This window comes from Paraburkholderia sp. ZP32-5, assembly GCF_021390495.1.
Lineage (GTDB): Bacteria > Pseudomonadota > Gammaproteobacteria > Burkholderiales > Burkholderiaceae > Paraburkholderia.
In genome coordinates this window covers 747403-763170 of sequence record NZ_JAJEJP010000003.1, presented here as the reverse complement: position 1 = coordinate 763170, position 15768 = coordinate 747403, and the positions used below count along the sequence as shown (strand labels likewise).

General features: G+C 60.5%; 9 protein-coding genes and 2 pseudogenes. 1 reads left to right on the top strand and 10 read right to left on the bottom strand.

Annotated features, from left to right (window positions below; all coding sequences use genetic code 11):
- Nucleotides 1-5: 5 nt before the first annotated feature.
- From L0U82_RS35905 to L0U82_RS35895, 3 genes are all read right to left on the bottom strand, one after another.
- Complete coding sequence (locus L0U82_RS35905) at nt 6-1175, bottom strand: alpha-hydroxy acid oxidase (RefSeq protein WP_233838479.1); 1170 nt, start codon at nt 1173-1175, stop codon at nt 6-8.
- Nucleotides 1176-1262: 87 nt separating this feature from the next.
- The gene (gene ilvB, locus L0U82_RS35900; RefSeq protein ID WP_233838477.1) at nt 1263-3104 is read right to left on the bottom strand and encodes a biosynthetic-type acetolactate synthase large subunit; all 1842 of its coding nucleotides are present in this window, start codon (nt 3102-3104) and stop codon (nt 1263-1265) included.
- 14 nt (nt 3105-3118) lie between these two features.
- Nucleotides 3119-6673 carry an indolepyruvate ferredoxin oxidoreductase family protein gene (locus L0U82_RS35895; protein WP_442793715.1) on the bottom strand — a complete coding sequence of 1185 codons (3555 nt, stop codon included), beginning with the start codon at nt 6671-6673 and terminating at the stop codon, nt 3119-3121.
- Nucleotides 6674-7116: 443 nt separating this feature from the next.
- On the opposite strand from L0U82_RS35895, the pseudogene L0U82_RS35890 reads away from it, so the two are divergent.
- Nucleotides 7117-7989: pseudogene (locus L0U82_RS35890) on the top strand (IS3 family transposase); the annotation flags it as partial.
- A gap of 58 nt (nt 7990-8047) precedes the next feature.
- Here the strand turns inward: L0U82_RS35890 and L0U82_RS35885 are convergent.
- From L0U82_RS35885 to L0U82_RS35855, 7 genes and pseudogenes are all read right to left on the bottom strand, one after another.
- Complete coding sequence (locus L0U82_RS35885; RefSeq protein ID WP_233838476.1) at nt 8048-8749, bottom strand: IS6 family transposase; 702 nt, start codon at nt 8747-8749, stop codon at nt 8048-8050.
- Between the two features lie 61 nt (nt 8750-8810).
- Nucleotides 8811-9536 (bottom strand): annotated as a pseudogene (locus tag L0U82_RS35880) (aldehyde dehydrogenase family protein); the annotation flags it as partial.
- A gap of 73 nt (nt 9537-9609) precedes the next feature.
- Complete coding sequence (locus tag L0U82_RS35875; RefSeq protein ID WP_233838475.1) at nt 9610-10704, bottom strand: alcohol dehydrogenase; 1095 nt, start codon at nt 10702-10704, stop codon at nt 9610-9612.
- Between the two features lie 92 nt (nt 10705-10796).
- Entirely contained in the window at nt 10797-12158 is a 1362-nt protein-coding gene (locus L0U82_RS35870; RefSeq protein WP_233838474.1) for an MFS transporter, read from the bottom strand.
- 237 nt (nt 12159-12395) lie between these two features.
- On the bottom strand, nt 12396-12908 hold the full coding sequence (locus L0U82_RS35865; RefSeq protein ID WP_233838473.1) for an SRPBCC domain-containing protein: 513 nt from the start codon (nt 12906-12908) through the stop codon (nt 12396-12398).
- 224 nt (nt 12909-13132) lie between these two features.
- Nucleotides 13133-14713: an aldehyde dehydrogenase (NADP(+)) gene (locus L0U82_RS35860; RefSeq protein WP_233839350.1), complete on the bottom strand. Its 1581-nt coding sequence runs from the start codon at nt 14711-14713 to the stop codon at nt 13133-13135.
- A gap of 41 nt (nt 14714-14754) precedes the next feature.
- Nucleotides 14755-15765: an NADP-dependent oxidoreductase gene (locus L0U82_RS35855; RefSeq protein WP_233839348.1), complete on the bottom strand. Its 1011-nt coding sequence runs from the start codon at nt 15763-15765 to the stop codon at nt 14755-14757.
- Nucleotides 15766-15768 lie beyond the last annotated feature (3 nt).

The window sequence follows — 15768 nt, the reverse complement described above, 5'->3', positions numbered from 1 at the left end:
CAGGGTCACGCCACGCAGTAGTCCGTTCTGGGAATGGTCCTCTCCATCAGGACGCTGCGATCCACTGAATTGATGTCGGTGTGCCCGCAGAAGGCCATCGTCAAATCGAGTTCCTTGCGAATTAGTTCCAATGCCAGCTTGACGCCTTCCTCGCCGTAGGCGCCGAGCCCCCAAAGATGCGCGCGTCCAATCAGCGCCCCCCTGGCGCCCAGCGCAATGGCTTTGAGAACGTCCTGCCCTGACCGGATACCGCCGTCGATCCACACTTCGGTTGCGCGGCCCACCTTATCGACGATCTCGGGCAACACGGCCACGCTGGCGGGCGCGCCATCGAGCTGACGGCCACCGTGGTTACTGACGATAATCGCGTCCGCGCCGGCCAACACTGCGGTTTGCGCGTCCTCCGCGTCGAGCAGACCTTTGACGACGAGCTTGCCGCCCCAGCGCGCCTTGATCCACTCGATGTCTTTCCAGCTCAGCGCCGGGTTCAACTGCTGCCCGATCCAGCCCGAAAGCGAATGCACATCCCCCACCCCTTTTGCATGTCCGATGATATTGCCGAGATTGCGACGGTGTGTGCGAAGCATCCCCATGCACCACTTCGGTTTGGTCAGCATGTTCGACAGGCTCGAAATAGTGAGTTTGGGCGGCGTCGACAAGCCGTTTTTCGCGTCCTTGAACCGATTACCCAATACCGACAGATCGAGCGTCAGAATCAATGCATCGCAGCCGGCCGCCTTCGCCCGGTCGATCAGGGAAAGTAGGAACTGTTTGTCTCGCATCACATAGAGCTGAAACCAGAACGGGGCATCGGTCGCGCGCTGGATATCTTCGAGCGAAGCGATGCTGAGCGTGGACAGTGTATACCGCACGCCGGCGGCTACTGCTGCCTTCGCCGCCAGAATCTCGCCGTCGGCGTGAACCATGCCGGCGAGGCCAATAGGCGCAATAGCAACCGGCATCGATACATCGACACCGAGCATTTTCGATTTCAACGAACGTCCATCAATCGATCTTCCCACTCGCTGGCGCAGCAGAATTTCCTTGAAGGAAGTCTGATTCAACTGATACGTCTGCTCGGTCCACGAACCGGAATCCACAAAATCATAGAACATCCTCGGAACGCGGCGAGCCGCGATCCGTCGAAGATCTTCGATATCGCTAATAGTCTTCAATTTGTCTCCTTCAAGTCTTCGTCGAATATCTTCTGGTGCGACACAACCGCGAAACTACCGGCGTGGCGGCGAGTCGTCGACCATGCGTTACGGCCCATACCAGCGCTGCTCGGACAACATGATCTGGTGGTGCGCCATTCCCGCTGGAACCATCGGAAAGCAATTGGCTTGCGCGGCAACGCGAACATCGAGCAGATAGGGCCCGCTCGTATTCATGCATGCGTCGATTGCGGCGTCGAGCGATGCCGGGTCGTTGGCTTTTGCCGCTTGCCAGCCGAACGCATGCGCCAAAGCGACGAAATCAGGCAATGCATCGGTATAGCTGTGGCTATACCGGCCACCGTAATTCAGTTCCTGCCACTGGCGGACCATGCCCATGTAGCCGTTGTTCGAAATAATCAGCTTGACGTCGCATTCGTGCTGCTTCGCGCTCGATAGTTCCTGGATGTTCATCAGAACGGACGCGTCGCCCGAAATGCAGATGACCGGCTTGCCGGGATGAGCGATCTTCGCGCCGATCGCCGCCGGCAAACCGAAACCCATCGTTCCCGCACCGCCGGAGCTGATGAAACGGCGCGGCAGTTCAATCGGCAGATGCTGCGCGGCCCACATCTGGTGTTGGCCAACGTCCGTGGTAATGAACGCATCGAGCCCGTTCAGGCGAGCGGCAAGTGTTTGAAGCAAAACCTGCGGAAGAATTTCGTCCCGTCGCGGCAAGACGTGAAAAGAGCGCAGCGCACGCCATTTGCCAATCAGTCTCCACCAGCTATTGAGCCTTGCGCGGTGCACGCCGCCGTTCGCCGCGAGCGCCTGGCGCAGCGCGATCAGTGCATCGAGACAGTCCGCCACGATAGGCACATCGGCTTTGACAACCTTGTTGATCGAAGTCGGATCGATGTCGATATGCACGAATTTCGCGTTCGGGCAGAAGCCGTCCAGCTTGCCGGTCACACGATCGTCGAAGCGCGCGCCGACGCACACGACCAGATCCGCGTGGTGCATCGCGAGATTTGCTTCGACGGAGCCGTGCATGCCTAGCATGCCGAGGAAATGCGCATCGCTGGCCGGAAACGCGCCTAGCCCCATCAGCGTCAACGTGCACGGCGCACCAGTCTCCCTGACGAGCGACGCAAACGCCGCGCACGCCTCGTCGCCGGAAATCACAAGCCCGCCCCCACCGTAGAAGACCGGGCGCTTCGCTGCCCGTATCAACGCAAGCGCTTCCATGATCGACCCTTTATGGGCCGGCTTTTGCGATGCAGTATATCGATGCAGATCATGCGTGTCGCTCGAATTCTCGTGCAAGACGGTCATAGCAGCCTGCATGTCTTTCGGAAAATCGAGCAGCACGGGTCCTGGCCGCCCGCTTGCCGCAACCCTCAGCGCTTTCTCGCAAAGACACGCAATTTCGCCCACGTTGCGGATTTGCCGCGACCATTTGGTGACGGGCCGCGTAATGCCCATCGCGTCACACTCCTGGAACGCGTCGGTGCCGATCGAGCTGGTCGCGACCTGCCCGCTGATGCACAGCACCGGCACCGAATCGGCCATTGCATCGAGCAGGCCCGACACCGTGTTAGCGACGCCCGGCCCCGACGTCACGAACACCACGCCGACTCTGCCGGATGAGCGCGCATAGCCTTCGGCGGCATGTACGGCCGCCTGTTCGTGCCGAACCAGCACATGTCGCAGGCGGCCATCGGCATGCAGTGCATCGTAAAGCGGCAACACCGCGCCGCCCGGATAGCCGAATACAGTGTCGACACCGCATCTGACGAGTGTTTCGATCAGAACGGCAGCGCCGCTGCGCGGCTCACCTGGCGCCTGCTGTCGCGGCAGCGCGTATTCCGTACTCGCAGGCGTCGGCGCGCCCGTGTGACTGCTGGCTGTCTCCCTGGCAGTCTCCCTGTCTCGCTCACATGTCTCCATCTTTCACCCGCACGTCAGCCAGCGAGACGCTGCTCCATCTGTTGATCGTCGATTCGTGCACGGCCCTCGCGCTGGGCGGCCACCGCGGCCAGGCTTGCCTCCTTCACGTGTCCGAATCCGCGCACCCGTTCAGGCCAACTGGCCTCCTCCACCGCCTGCGCGAGATTCGACGCATCGAGTCCCGCCAGCAGCTTCTCGATGCTGTGCCGATACTCGACAATCAGACGACGCTCCATCTTGCGTTCGCCCGTATGACCAAACGGGTCGAACCACGTACCCCGCAAGCATTTCAGCTGCGCGAGCCCGCGCATCACCTGCCACATCCATGGGCCATATTCCTTTTTTATCGGGCGGCCAGTGGCGTCGGCTTTAGCCAGCAGCGGCGGCGCCAGATTGAATCTGAGCGACACCTTTCCTTCGAACTGCGCATGCAGTTTGTCGAGAAACCTGCCATCGGTATAGAGACGAGCGACCTCGTACTCATCCTTGTATGCCATCAGCTTGAAGTAGTACTTGGCGACTGCCGCTGTCAGCTTGCTGCCACCCGTGAGCCGCTTTTCCTGTACGCGCACGTAGTCGACGAAATCGCGATACTGCTTCGCATAGGCGGAATTCTGATATGCGGTCAATTCTCTCATCCGCTCGTCGATCTGCCGATCCAGCGTCGGCGGGAATGAAATGGTGACGGTCTGCGGCGGCGTGGCCAGCGCGCTGACGCGTTCCACGTCAACGGCCGCGTGACGTCCCCATGCAAACGCTTTCCTGTTCGCATCGACGGCGACGCCATTCAGTTGGATCGCGCGATTGATCGCGGTCTCGCCGACCGGGATATAGCCCTTCTGGAATGCAAAGCCGAGCATAAACAGGTTTGTCGCGATCGAATCGCCCATCAGCGCGGTGGCAATCGTCGTTGCATCGATAAACTGTGCGCTGTCGCCGACCGAATCGGTAATCAACTGGATCAGTTCCTGTTCCGGATACACCCAGTCCGGATCTTTCGCGAACGCGCCGGTCGGCTGCTTGTGCCGGTTGACGACCGCTGCGGTCCGCCCGCGGCGCATCTTCGCGATCGCTTCCTGTCCGCCCGCGGTCAGCAGATCACAACCGAGAATCAGATCCGCCTCTCCGGCGGGAATCCGCGCGGCGATTCTGTTTTCTGGTAGCCGCGAAAACCTGACGTGCGACGTGACTGCGCCGTTCTTCTGCGACATGCCGGTCATGTCCAGCACCGACACGCCTTTGCCTTCCAGGTGCGCGGCCATACCGAGCAACGCGCCGATTGTGATCACCCCGGTGCCGCCGATGCCGTTGACCAGTACGTTGTAAGCGTCGTCGCAGGAGGGCAACGTGACTGCCGGCAATGCGCCGAGCGCGTCGAGGCTTGCGCAGTCAACCACCGCTTTCCTGCGCAGCGTACCGCCCTTGACGGTGACGAAGCTCGGGCAAAAGCCGTTGACGCATGAAAAGTCCTTGTTGCATGCCGACTGATCGATGACCCGTTTGCGGCCGGTGGACGTTTCCAGCGGCAACAGCGACGTGCAGTTCGAGCGCGCGCCGCAATCGCCGCATCCTTCGCATACGGCATCGTTGATGAAGAGCCGCTGGTCCGGATCGGGAAACTGTTTTTTCTTGCGACGACGACGCTTTTCGGCCGCGCAAGTCTGATCGTAGACGAGCACCGTCACGCCCTCGACCTTGCGCAGTTCCTGCTGGATCGCGTCGAGATCCTTGCGGTCATTGAACGTCGCGATATCCGGAAAGCTCGCTCGCGACGCGTAACGGCCGAGATCTTCCGTCACGATCGCGACGCGCTTCACGCCTTCAGCCGCGAGTTGCCGCGCAATCCGGTCGACGGAGATCGTGCCGTCCACGGGCTGCCCGCCCGTCATCGCCACTGCGTCGTTATAGAGGACCTTGTAGGTGATATTGACGCGTGCCGCAACCGCGGCGCGAATCGCGAGCGAGCCAGAGTGAAAATAAGTGCCGTCGCCGAGATTCGCAAACACGTGGCGCACTTTCGAGAACGGCGCCTGACCGATCCACGGTGCGCCTTCGCCACCCATATGCGTGGTCGTCCTGTTGTGCTCGGGGTAGATGGCCGTCGCCATCACATGGCAACCAATGCCGGCGAGCGCGAAACTGCCTTCCGGTACCTTCGTCGACGTGTTGTGCGGACACCCGGAACAATAATAGGCGGGACGTGTAGGCGCGGCGAACGAGCGCGACAGCATCCGTTCCTTGTCGTCGATGAACTGCAGGCGCGCCGCGATCGTGTTGCTCGAATGAAAGCGCGCAATACGGCCAGCAATCACACGCGCAATCTGTGCGACGGAAAAATCGGTTTTCGCGCTCAGCAGCCACTCGCCGCGCGAGCCAGCCCATTCTCCGCTTTCATCGAATTTGCCGACGACGCGCGGCCGTACGTTTTCCTTCCAGTTGTATAGCTGCTCCTTCAACTGATATTCGACGATCTGCCGCTTTTCCTCGACGACCAGAATTTCCTCCAGCCCATCCGCGAATTCGCGCACCCCTTCCGGCTCAAGCGGCCACGGCATCGCCACCTTGAATACGCGCAGGCCGATTTCAGCGGCCGTGTCGGCGTCGATGCCGAGTTCTTCGAGCGCTTCCATCACGTCGACATACGACTTGCCCGACGCAATGATGCCGAGCCGTGCGCTGGGCGAATCGATCGTCACATGGTTCAGGCGGTTCGCGCGAGCGTAAGCGAGCGCGGCATAAATCTTGTAGTCCTGCATCAGCGCTTCCTGCTTGCGCGCCTGGACACCGAGCGGGTCCTGCGAAAGCCGTGCATGTAGACCGCCTTCGGGCAGCACGAAATCGTCCGGAATCACCGTTTTGAGCTTGAATGGATCGGCGTCGACCGTCGCACTTGACTCGACGGTGTCCGCCAATGCCTTGAATGCAACCGCGCAGCCGGAAAAGCGGGACATCGCCCAGCCATGCAGACCGAGCGTCAGATATTCCTCGACATTGGACGGATACAGCACGGGAATCATCGCCGCCGAAAACGCGTGCTCAGATTGATGCGGCAGCGTCGATGAATACGCACCGTGATCGTCGGCGGCGACCAGCAGCACGCCGCCATGCTTTGACATGCCGGCATAGTTCATATGCTTGAACACATCGCCACAGCGATCGACACCCGGACCTTTGCCGTACCACATCGCGAATACGCCGTCATAGTCGGAATCGCCGAGCAGTTTCACCTGCTGCGTACCCCATACGGACGTGGCGGCGAGATCTTCATTAACTCCCGGCTGGAACTTGACGTGGTTCGCGTCGAGATATTTCTGTGCTTTCCACAGCGCTTCGTCAAAGCCGCCCAATGGCGAGCCGCGGTAGCCGGAAATAAACCCGGCCGTGTTCAGGCTATTCGCCTGATCGCGCAAACGTTGAATAATGGGAAGACGGACGAGCGCCTGAACACCGGACAGAAATACGCGCCCGGAAATCTTCGTATATTTGTCATCAAGCTTTACATCGGCGTACATCAAAGTGGCATCAGACGAGCCGCCCATATCGGGGGACTCGAGCCGGGTCGCATCCATTTCTGTCTCCATGAACCTTGTGTGGTTTGCGCGCTCCGCCGGTCATCCGCCGATATGCGGGCTACGGTTGGAGCGGATCGGCCACCGGTAGTGGCCTTCGACGCATCGTCGCTTGACGACTACGGGTAACGGGAAGTCTATTCGCGCGGATGGCAGGGCGGAAATACAGGATCGCGATAGGCCCATCTCGGATCGAGATGGCTGTGCTTCGTCTGTTCGGGAAAAGCTGTGGTTAGTCAGGTCCGGCGCTCAGCGCTCGCCGTGCTGCGCATGATCGTAGTCGCTTTTTGCCTGCCGTCAGGTAGTCGATGTCGATCACGAACGGCGATATCGAGGTCTGTTAGATGCAAGTGCTGCTGATCGAGGCAAGTCGCTCGGCGGTAATCCGCCCCTTCATTAAGTGGGATCAGAAGTAGAATTTCCAGCGAAGGGCGTTCTACGCAATGAAGAAGTCGGAGTTTACAGACAGCCAGATCATGGATGCGCTCAAGCGGGTGGAGTCAGGCATCGCCGTACCGGAGGTCTGCCGCGAACTGGGTATCGGCACGGCAACGTTCCACAACTGGCGCGGCAAGTACGGCGGCATGGACGTGTCGCTGATGGTGCGAATGAAGGAGCTTGAAGCGGAGAACGCGCGACTGCGCAAGATGTACGTCGAGGAGAAAATCAAGGCCAGATCGTCGCGGAGGCGCTAGCAAAAAAAGATTGAGGCCATCTACCCGCCGCGAGATGGCCAGAGACGCAGTAGCACGCCGGGGCATATCGATGCGGCTTGCGTGCGAGGCATTTGGCATCAGCTGGACGTGCTACCGCTATGAGCGGCTGCGAAATGAAGAGAATGAGCAGATCGCCGACTGGCCGCAGAAGCTAACCGACAATCACCGCAACTGGGGCTTTGGCCTGTGTGTCCTGTACCTGCGCAACGTAAAGGGCTTTGGTTGGAACCACAAGCGTGTGTACCTGATTTACCGGGAGCTCGAGCTGAACCTGCGCATCAGGCCTCGCAAGCGGCTTGTATGCCACGCGCCGCGGCCACTGCTTGTGCCGGTGTCGGTGGATGAGGTGTGGTCGATGGACTTCATGCACGACCAGTTAAAGGATGGTCGCAGTATCCGGCTTCTCAACGTGATCGACGATTTCAACTGGGAAACGCTGGGCATCGAGATTGACTTCTCGCTACCTCGGCGCGCTTCATACGGGCTCTGGACTAGATCATCGGCTGGCATGGAAAGCCGATGGCGACACGGTGCGATAACGGCCCGGAGTATCTGAGTGAAGCGATCACGCAATGGGCGATGACGAACGGTATCGCGCTGAACGGTTCTGTCGCGATAAGGTAGGTGGCCGGCGAGAGCGCCGAAATAAAAGGAGTGCTTATGCAGAGAGTGAATAGAATTGCTGGACGGGAGAGAGTGTCTTACGGCCGTTGTTCATCTGACCTTTGCGAATCATATGCATGGTCTCGATTCCGCCCAGAATGATGCGTGCGCAACGCAAATTCTTGAAACCCATCATTGGGCGGGTTCGACGCTTGATGGCCCGGTGATCCTGTTCGACAACGTTGTTCAGATACTTTTTCTGGCGGATCTTGACTGGCGTTTCCCGCTTGGCGTTGATCGCTTGCAAGGCAGCCAGATTCGATCCGCTCCTATCGATCGTCACGGTCTCGGGTTCGTCATTCTGGTCGATTGCCTTTTCGAAATAAGCCCGGGCCGCAGCCTTGTCCCGTCGGGCTCGCAGCAGAAAATCAACGGTGTTGCCTGCCTTGTCGACAGCCCGGTAAAGATACCGCCACTCACCCCTGCTTCGAATGTAGGTCTCGTCCATCCTCCAGCTCCTGCCGACCGCCCGTTTGCACCGTCGAAACGCCTTCTCCAGGACCGGCAAGAGTTTGAGTGCCCAACAATGAACCGTCGAATGATCGACCGCAAGCCCGCGCTCGGCCATCATCTGTTCGAGATAACGCAGGCTCAGCGGATATGCCACGTACCACCGAACGCAGAGCAACATCACGTCCAGCGGATAATGCAAACGTTTGTGCACTTTTGCTACTGCCGGACTCAGCTTCTGGTTCATCGTTCACGCCACGCATTCAAGGCCCGTCAGCATCGCAGAACGCCTTATTGCGACAGATCCCGAGAAACCCCGTCGGAGCGATGCAGACTTGCCCTGCATTTCTGAACTTCGCGAGTGCGATGCAATTGATGGAGAGCTCGATATCTGCATCATCGCAGACGATCGCAGGCGCATGCCCGCCCAACTCCATGGACACTCGCTTCATGTGCTTCCCAGTAACCGATGCGAGTTGCTTGCCGACGGGTGTCGATCCCGTGAACGTCATTTTCCGGATGATCGGACGAGTGATCAGATGTGCGACTTTGCGTACAACCTGGTTGATCGGGAAATTCCATGGCGTGAATGCGGCAACCGGACCAACGAGATCCTTGACCACCATCTGCCGCACCGCCATGTTGGTACGGTGCGGCACCAGTCGACCGTAGTTGCGCAGCCCTTCGTCCGCAAACCAGTCGATGATGTCTGCCGCTGCAAGCGCTTCGGCCGTGGCCTCGCCCAATGGCTTGCCTTGCTCCGTGGTGACGAGCGAGGCAATCAGGTCGGCGCGATTACGCATCAGGTCGGCCGCTTTACGCATGATTTTGCTGCGCTCCGTTGGCGTAAAATCTCGCCATGTCTCGAAGCCATTCTGAGCCGAAGCCAGCGCGCGATCGAGGTCACCACGGCTTGCATGCGCGACACGTGCGACTTCGCTGCCGCTCGCCGGATTGTGTACTGGGAGCGAGCGGCGCTCGACGGCGTGCTGCCATTCCCCATTGATATAGAGCTGCGTGTCGGTATAAGCCATTGCGTTCTTTTCCCAAGGAAGTCGATCTAGACATTGCGGCGACGCCGATGCCCGTCAGTTATTGACGCCGGCCTTAACGGGCCAACACGAGACGGCCCTTGACATGGCCGGCTCTCAGCCGCTCCAGTGCCGCGTTGACTTCGTCAAAAGCCACTGTTTCGATGGGTAACGGATCGATGACTCCAGATTTGGCAAGCTCGATCAATTCCTTAAGCTCGTCGAGATTACCGACGAAGGAACCCTGAAGCGTGATCGCACGTTGCACCAAGGGCGGAAGCGAAAGCGTGATGTCGCCACCGAAAAGTCCGACAACGATGCAGGTGCCGCCCTTGCGCAATGAAGCAATCGCAAATGTCGCTGTGGCGCTATTTCCGACAAAGTCAACAACCGCTGCGGCACCGCCGGCATCCGCTAACACGGACAACGCGTCGCCATCGCGCGGATCGAGCGTCAATGACGCACCGCACTTCAATGCAAACTCACGCTTGTCCGCGTCAATGTCGGCAACAGCGATGCGCCGATAACCCAGTGCAAGCGCAATCTGGAGTCCACTCAGACCAACCCCGCCCAAGCCCATGAGCACGAGCAGATCGTCCTGTTTGTCGATCGTTACCTTCCTCAGCGCACTATAAGCTGTCAGTCCAGAACACGCATAAGTAGCGGCGAGCGCCGGCTCTATGCCCGTGACATCCACGAGATACTTCGGGTCGGGAACGACACATTGTTCGGCATAGCCGCCCGCGCGAGCGACACCGATGTAACGCGGCTTCGCGCAAAGATTTTCCTTGCCGGCCTGGCATACCTCGCATTCTCCGCATCCCAGCCACGGATAAACCAGAAACGTCTTGCCGATCGCGCTGTCGTCGATGGCGGCATTCGGGCCTTTCGCCACCAGACGACCGAGTACCTCGTGGCCCATGATCACGGGGGGGCGAATGCCACGATCGACCAGATTTGCCCGCTTACCGCCCCCGAGATCGTAATACCCGTCCTGCAGATGAAGATCCGTGTGGCAAATGCCGCAACGCATCACCTCCACCACGACTTCGCTGCCGAGCGGCTGATGATCGCCGCGCTCGATTGCCACAACGGGCTCACAAAAACATTGCACCGCATACGCTTTCATTAACGTCTCCACGCTTGACTGCACGTTCGCAGGCTTCTCCATGTGTCTTCGTCGAAGCCTTCTTCAAAGTCGGTTGTTGCCTGATCCGCTGGAGCATATGCAGGCGTTTCCAGCGGTCTGTATGGTCCAGGTTCTTAAGGCTGCTCCGATGTGCGATACCCTTTTCCCTCGCCCAATTGCAATTTCATCGCGGTCTCATGCTCAAATCGGGCATCGATATCTGAAATTTCAACGCCCGCTGTTTCATGGATAGTCAACCCGGCCAAGATGGCGAAGGCACCCAGCACCATGACATAGACGATGTACGCGTGCTGGTGCGATGTACTGGCCGTATAAGCATTCAGGTAAGGCGCGGTGCCACCGAAAATTGCTACGGAGATAGACGTAACCAGACCGACTCCCCGGGCTCGTGCATAGGTGGGAACCTGCTCCGCCAGAACGGCCGGATAAATCGACGTGATAATCGACCATGCGGCAAGACCCAGGATCTGTGCCACAAGAAAGGTACGCGGATCATTTCCGATCATGATTGAAATCGGATAGGTCAGGATGACGACCGCTATACCCCATACGACGATCGTCACCTTTCTTCCATATCGATCCGACATCCAGCCTGCGAGCGGCAGCCAGATCAAACACAATGCCTGGGAAAAGAGACTGATCGTGTACGCGACGGAGGCATTCATGCCCCTGGAGATTGCGACGGAAGGGGCGAACGTGAACCAGCTATAGTACGTGGCGTTCGCCGCGGCGCAGATCATGATGATATTCAGGCTAACCCGTAGCATCTGCTGTGGGGTCAACCGGCGAGTTTCATGCTCCTGTTCGCGTTTGACATCTTCGAAAATCTCGCTCTCGACCGCGCTTCTGCGGAGAAACAGCGCGTACAACCCTAGCAAACCGCCTACTGCAAAACCCAACCGCCATCCATAGGCATTCATCGCCTCGCGGCTCAACGTCGAACTGATCAATGCCGCCAAAGCCGTTGCCGCCATCACGCCGACCGTCACACTGACATAGACGGAACTCGACCACAGGCCGCGGCGTCTGGCAGGCGCGATCTCCGTGATGTAGGTATACGACACGCCCGACTCGCCACCATGCGCGAGCCCCTGGATCAGCCGAAATACCAATAGCAGAGCGGAGGCCAGAAGACCCACGTTTTCGTAGGCCGGAATAAGCGCCATTGCAATACTGCTCGCCGCCAGTGTGGACATGGTGATGACGAGCGTCGTTTTGCGGCCGAACACGTCACCGATCTTTCCAAACAGCCAACCGCCGATGGGACGAGCCACGAATCCGCCGGCAAATACTGCAAGTACCGAGAGAAGCGCGGAATGCGGGTCTGTTTTCTTGAAAAGACTCTCGGCAAGAGAGCTCGAGAAAAGACCGTACAGTGTCCAGTCAAACCACTCCAACGCATTGCCAATAGCTGCCGCGCGAAGCGAGCGTCGCGCAGCGCCATTCGAATCGTTCAATAACATCATCTCCTCCATTTTTTATCTTTATGACGCAGGTATTTCCGGGTTTTCAGATCAAAAATCAACCACCCAAGACAGGCATCTCAATTCCGGATTTTTATTGGATATCCCTGTCGAACAGACACGAACTCTGAAGAGCGTCTGGCGTTCGACAGCGCATTCAAAGGTCGCATCTGAGTAAAACCCTGCCGACCCCGTTCGAAATGGGAACGACCGGCTCGCCCCGCGAATCAACCGTCGCAAATGCCCTAGTCAGGCACGGGCTGCGAGTGCGGCGGCCGCGATGCCCTCGATCCAGTTCTGATGTGCATCCAACGCGGGACGCGGTCGAAGTTGCGCCAGTTCCCTGGCCGCTGGGCCAAGCAGCGATTCCTGCCAGAGAATGCGTACGCGAGTGCCGGGCAGATCTTCGATCAACCAGGCACAGTGGGCTTCGGCAATCTTCCGCCCGTCGCTCTCAGTCCACCCATGCCAGGCAAGACGACCTGGCACGCCGTCGGTCGGCGCAACGTATTCGTTGATCTCGGCCTGCACCGGCACACCGCCGACGACAAACTGGAAACGAGTGCCAAAGCGCAGTTCCGTCCCGTCCCGGTCGTGGATGCGGATCTGCTCGAACTCTCCGTAGCTCTCCGACCAACGCGCCGTATCGGCAAGGAACGGCCACGCACGCGCGGCGCTCAGGCCTGCCACGATCGTTTCATTCGATACGTAATAGTCGGTCGTGCCTGGCAGATAGCCCTCAGGCCAGAGAATTTCGCTCATAAACCGTAGTTCCTATAAGGTGGCCCGGCGGCAATATCCGGGCTCGTAAAACACATATGTCGCGCCAACTGCACCGCCCAACCGACGCCACCTTGTCTACTGTCCAACACCGGCAGCGACAGCGGACCGATTAGCGAGACAGGCCGGCACGCGCCCAGGACGCAGCGTGCCGATCGCAAAGAAAAAGAAGGACGCGACGAGCGGTTGTCCGCCGAAGCCCGTGCTCAAACCTGTGCCGGCCGCCCGTCGCGCACACGCCAGAGGCCGAGCGGGTTGCCGTCCTGCAATGCAGGCGGCAACAGGCTGTCCGGCACGCCCTGGTACGCGACGGGCCGCAGGAAGCGGTCGATCGCGGAGCTGCCGACCGACGTGAAGCGCGGGTCCGTGGTTGCGGGGAACGGGCCGCCGTGGATCTGCGCATCGCAGATCTCGACCACGTTCGAGAAGCTGTTCGCAATGACACGCCCAGTCTTGCGTTCGAAGATCGGCATCAGCGCGCGGGCGAGGTCGAGATCGGCATCGTCGAGATGCACGACGATGCTGAGCTGGCCGCGCAGATGCCGGGCCACTTCGCGCATCTCGTTGAAGGACGAGCAGCGGACCAGCAGGGCCATCGGGCCGAACACTTCCTCGGCGACGCGCAGGTCGGCGATCACCGCGCGGGCATCCACCTCGAACAGCAATGCCTCGCCGTCGAACCGCCCCTCGCCTCGCAGACCGCGTGCGATCTCGGTCACGCCGGCCGCCTCGCGCGTCCGCCCCACGCCCCGCTCATAGTTGCCGTGGATGTCCGGGCTCAGCATGGTCTGGGCCGCGGCCGAGGCGAGTCGCTCGACCAGCGTCGCGCGCAGCACATCGAAACCCTCGCCTTCGATCGCGAGCACGATGCCGGGCTTCAGACACATCTGGCCGACGCCCGCGACCATCTGCTCGACGAAGCGAGTGGCGAATGTATCCGCGCGCGCGGCCTGCGCCGCCGGCAACAGGAAATGCGGATTGACGCTGGCCATCTCGGCAAACACGGGAATCGGCTCGGCACGCTGCTGTCCGCGCCGGTAGATCGCCATGCCGCCCGCTTCCGAACCGGTGAATGCAATCGCCTTGATCTCGGGGTGATCGACGAGCGCTTCGCCCAGTTCATGGCCCGCGCCCGTTAGCAGCGAAAACACACCCTCGGGCAGCCCTGCTTCGGCGACCGCATCGCGAATCGCGCGGCCGACCAGTTCCGATGTGCCCGGATGCGAGGGGTGCGCGCGGCAGACCACCGGCGCGCCGGCCGCGAGCGCCGAGGCGGTGTCACCGCCCGCCACCGAATAAAGGATCGGAAAATTGCTTGCGCCGAATACGCCGACAGGTCCGAGCGCAACCTTATGCATGCGCATGTCCGGGCGTGCACCACCGGCCCGGTCCGGGTCCGCGCTCACGAGCGTCGCCGTGCGCCACAAGCCGCGCCTGACCACATCTGCGAACAGGCGCAACTGCCCCGCCGTCCACGACACTTCGCCTTCGAGACGCGGACGCGGCAAGCCCGTTTCCAGCATGCAGCGTTCGACGATCTCCGGCGCGCCGGCCTCGAGATTCGCGGCGATGCGTTCGAGAAACAGCGCCCGAGCTTCGGGGGCGCTGCCGCTGTAGATCTCGAATGCTTCAGCGGCGAGACGGGCCGCTCGGTCCACCTCGTTCGCGCCCCCGCCGCCGAACGGCGGATCGATCGTTGCGTCGGTCGCGGGATTGAACGCACGCAGTTCGGCGCCACCGCCAAACACGTCCGCCGCGCCGATCAGCATATGGCCGGTCAATCGCATCATGTACTCCTTGATCTGAAGAAAGTGAGAAGGCTTTGCGTTCAGGACGGGTCGGCGACATGCACGACCATCTTGGCCTCGTTGCCGCCGCCGAGCAGCGCAAGCAACGCAAGTGGCGCGTTCTCCAGCCCCTCGACGATCTGCTCGCGATAGCGCAAGTCGCCCGAAGCGATCAGCGGCGTGGCGACCGTGCGCCACTCACTGGCATTCTCGGGACGGTCGAGCACGATGAAGCCCTGGATGCGCAGCCGCTTCATAAAAGTCGTGCGCAGATTGGGACCGGGTGCCGGTTCCGCGTCGTTGTATTCGGCCACCATGCCGCACATCACCATGCGACCGAAATCGTTCAGCAGCGGATACACCGCGCGCTGCACGGCCCCGCCGACGTTCTCGAAGTAGACATCGATGCCCCGCGGGCAAGCCTCCCGCAATGCAGCGGACAAGTCGGGGACTGAGCGATGGTCGATGCATACATCCGCGCCCAGCACCTCGCGCACATATCGACATTTCCCGGCCCCCCCGGCAATGCCGACGACCCGCGCACCGACCCGCTTTGCGAGCTGCACGACAACCGACCCGACCGCGCCGGACGCAGCCGCCACCACGAGCGTTTCGCCCGGTTGCGGCTGCCCGATATCGCGCAGGCCGGCATACGCCGTCGCGCCCGGCATGCCGAGTACGCCCAGATAAGTCGAATAGGGCACGCCGCCCGGCAATGCCGTCAGTGCCGTGCCCGGCGACACGATATGGCTTTGCCAGCCACGTGCACCGAGGACGATCTGGCCGGCGGCGAAGTCCGCATGCCGCGAAGCCACCACCTCGCCGACGGTTTCGCCGGTCATCGGCTCACCGAGCTTGACCGAGGGGGCGTACGATGCAGCATCGTCCATACGGCCGCGCATATACGGGTCGATCGAAAGCCAGAGCGTGCGAGTCAGCACTTCGCCTTCGGCGATGGCGGGAATGTCGTGTTCGACGACAGCGAAATTGTCGGCTACGGCCGTGCCTTGTGGACGGCTGCGTAGAACGACGGAACGACAGATGGCGGTCATGGG